Here is a 3,669-nt window from a genome sequence, read left to right on the forward strand (position 1 = left end):
AATCCCTACGGTATTTTTTCACTAGCCGCGCTATTTCCTCCGCTTCGGTTCCCATCCAAAACTCCCCCGAAGGAATATAGAGCATTTTTAAGCTGGGGGGATTTTCTTCAAAGTAGAAGGCTCTCACGGGTTCTTTAGCGGTAATTTGTCCCCTCTCATCCACAAAAACGGTTTCAGACTTAAACAGGGTTAGGTTAAATTTCTCGGTGATGATTTCTTCTTCTGTGTTATCCAAGACTTCCCTAAACTGGACTGGCATTGTCTCGACGGTTATTTCTTCGCTTGCCAAAATTTTAAGCTGCTCAGGGGTTAAACGAAGGCGCTGATACAGTTCCCCATCTTCTACGCTGAAATCCTTAAGTCTATGCTTGAGCAGTTGAAACAATATTTCCTCTCCTCGCGTAAGCTCTTTTACCTTAGCTATGGTTACGGTTTTATATTTCCTCAGCCACTTTTCCTCAACCGGTAGGGGTGGAGGTGAGTCAACCATAGATTGCAGCTTTTGGCTAATTTCTTGGTACTTTGCTTCCCCTAGCTTTTGGAAAACCTTAGCAGATACCTTGGCAAAGGCGCGAACTAGATTAGCTGCTTCTTTGCCTAGGAGAACTTGGGGATTGGTAAGAATAAGACCAAAAAAGGTGGTGGTACTCAGGTTAAGTTTTTGGGCGATGTATTCCGAGAGGACAAAAATTACCTCTAAGGCGCGGCTATTCCCTAGTTCAGTGAGCAGAAGCTCTCTCACTTCATCATCAAATTCAAAATCTAGGCTGTTGGGGGGAGTATGAAAGTTAAATTTACCTCCTTTGTCCCACTTCACTGGTTCCCCTCCTAGATAGACTTTGAGAAAACCGCTAAGGATGACTTCTGCTATGTTTAGGGGGTTAGAGGCGCTTAAAAGTTGGCTTTGGATAAGACGGATGATGGGAAGATTTACCGGGGCTGCGGCTAATTTTTTCAGTAACTCCCAAGCTAGAGGTGAGGCGGTACTGGCGAATAGTTCTAGAGCTTGCTTCCCAGACATCTCCGGAGAAATAGTTGCGGGTATTTCTCTGTTTTGGGGAGATTTTTCTAGTAGTACCCCCGCACAGGTGGCGTTGCTGTCACCACTGACAACGAGCGCCCAAGCTTTTAAGGATGAAGGGGTTAGGGAGATGGTGGGTAGGGGAAAGTAGGTTTTTTGGATTGTTTCTCTGAGAATATGTTGATTTTCCTCTTCCTTCTCAATTTGTAGCAGCAGGGGGATAGAGGTAAATCTCCAGTTTTGTGAAGGTTTCCGGGGGGTTTGGTTGACTAGGGAGACGAACCAACCTCGACTAAGGGCGGTTCTTTCCCACATTGCTTCCGGGAAGGGAGAAAGCAGGGTGACGATTTGGTGTTTTCCCCAGTCCTGAAGAGCTTGGTTATAGCGTCCTTGATACCAGTCTGGGGAAGTACAATCACTGTAGAAGAGGATAAGTCTTTCGCCGCGAGGATGGATGAGATCTTTTGGGTGAATTGAGCAAGTATCGTTAGAGTAGGTACGGATGGCTAAATTTTGCCTGTCTTCGTCCCATCCGATGCGGTAGAGTTTGACATCCCGAAAGGCCCCGATTTGTTCTAGCCAATCGCGGATTTCCCCGGCCATTTCTTTCCAAAAGACCATGGAGGCCCATTCTTCAATCAGTAAAACTACCTCTAGGGAACGGACTTTTTGGGCTTGGTAAACGGGTATTAGGGCTAAACCGCCATCTTTCTTGCCGATGCTATACTCGGCCGATTTCTGTACGGTGCTGTTTAGGTTTATTTGTCTTTGGGTGGCTGAGTCTATCTTTTGGATGAGGGGACGCACTGCCCGCCCTAATTTTAGGGTTTCTCGCCAGAATTTGGCACTGGGGAGGCTAATGGGTAGGGTGTCTGCGCCTATCTTCTCAGGCTGTTTTTGTGCCTCTGTCTCCCGTATTAAGGGAACTTCATCGGATGGGGCTGGTGACTCTTGGGTTTTGTTTTTACTCTCCTGGGAGGGGTTTTTAGCGGTCGGGGTTTCTTTCTTTTCTTCCCTAGGCTCTGGACGGGGTTGGGGTTTTCCTTCTTCTTCTTGGGTGAGAACATACCACCATAAACTATCAGCTATCTGGTAACTGTCTAGGTCCCATCCCCTGCCCTTGACAAAGGTGATAAATTTATCAATCAGTTCTGGTGTGGGAAGGGTTTGGGTCATGTATTGCCTGTGTCGGTGAGATAGGTAAATAGTAGGTCGGTAAGGGACTTTAATTCTGCACCCGTGGGTTTATTTTCGCCCATGCTCATAAAGACGGCGTTTAAAAGCTGGTCTGTTGCTAGTTGCCCTTTTTCTCGTTTTTTAACATATTCTGCGATCGCGTCTTCTATTTTTTTACTTTCGGGACTGGCTTCTTTATAATTAAAATGGCTTTTTACTATCTTTTTTAGTTCCTCTGGGTTGGGTTCGGGGATTTCTAAGAGCAGACATCTACGTTTAAAGGGTAGGGGAAAATCCCTCTCGTCGTTGCTCGTCATAATCACTATGGGGAACTGTTGGCAGCTTACCTTACCTTGGGGGATGGATTCCGATTGACCGTCATGGGTTTGTACTGGTATTGGTTCGTTTTCGGTATCTTTAGCGAGTCGGGAAAGTTCGGTGATTTCAAATTTTCCCTCTTCAAAAAGGTTTAAGAGGTCGTTGGGTAAGTCGATGTCACTTTTATCTATCTCATCGATAAGCAGTACCCGGGGATAATTTCTCGGACAGAGGGCTGTCCCCAAGGGACCCAAGCGGATATACTGCCCTATGTCTTTTTTTTCTTCTAATTGGTAATCTTGCAAACGTGCGATCGCGTCGTAGTAGTATAATCCCTCTTGTAGGGTGGTGCGGGTATTAATTGGCCAGACTAATACTTCTCCTAAGTCTAATTCGTAGGCGATTGCGTAGGCTAGGGAGGTTTTCCCTGTACCCGGTTTCCCTGTGACTAAAATAGGCCGGCGTAGGTGAATGGCTGCGTTTACGGTTTCGATGGTTTTATCGTTAACTATGAGTTGTTTTCCCCGCTCCTCGGATTTGTTGGTGGCGAAGCTTCGCCAGGGTGGGATTTCTGGCCAGGGAATCTTATCCCTTGAGCGTTTTTCATGATTGCCTTGAAAGATTTTCCATGAACTCATAGTTAGTTAACCTAGGTGCTGAGATGTTAAGTAGTGGAAGGGGGGCATCCGATTAGGGTCTTCTAAAAAGCATAATAGATGATGTCCTAGATGTTCGGGTTCATCTTCTAAATTATCTGGTGATTGTCGCCTCACCTCTTGAACTCTTGTGGACAATTGATTAATTTGAATACCCTGTAAGAGTGTATTAATTTCTGTTCTGTGAATTGCTTCCTGAGCATGACAGCGTGACCCAACGGCTAAAGGTATGCCATATTTTAAGCTTCTTTTAAATAATTGCTCTAAATCCTCTTGAGTTGAAGCGCAAAGATTGCTCCATAGAGTTGTTTCTTGGCACAAATAGGATTCGCTGTTAGTAACTGTTTGTGTATCTATAGAATTTGTTGTTAATCTCTCCCATCTACTTGTCCAATGTTGATAAGCTGGTTGATTCCGATATCTATTCTCCAATCTCATAAGAGAGCGAACATTAACAAAATATACTCTCTTAAGTTGAGTTAGGCTATCAAAGCAATT

The 3,669-nt window shown here is 45.0% G+C and carries 3 protein-coding genes; all 3 read right to left on the minus strand.

The window, feature by feature from the left end:
- Nucleotides 1-2,197: SAV_2336 N-terminal domain-related protein (locus PX636_RS22165; RefSeq protein ID WP_288118951.1), on the minus strand; the 2,197-nt coding region annotated here is incomplete at its 3' end.
- Nucleotides 2,194-3,153: an AAA family ATPase gene (locus tag PX636_RS22170; protein ID WP_288118953.1), complete on the minus strand. Its 960-nt coding sequence runs from the start codon at nt 3,151-3,153 to the stop codon at nt 2,194-2,196. The genes PX636_RS22165 and PX636_RS22170, both read right to left, overlap by 4 nt.
- A 6-nt stretch (nt 3,154-3,159) precedes the next feature.
- The coding region (locus tag PX636_RS22175) for a VMAP-C domain-containing protein (RefSeq protein ID WP_502882920.1) at nt 3,160-3,669 on the minus strand (510 nt) is incomplete at its 5' end.

This window comes from Microcystis sp. M53598_WE2 (assembly GCF_030067735.1).
In the GTDB taxonomy this organism is placed as follows: Bacteria; Cyanobacteriota; Cyanobacteriia; order Cyanobacteriales; family Microcystaceae; genus Microcystis; species Microcystis aeruginosa.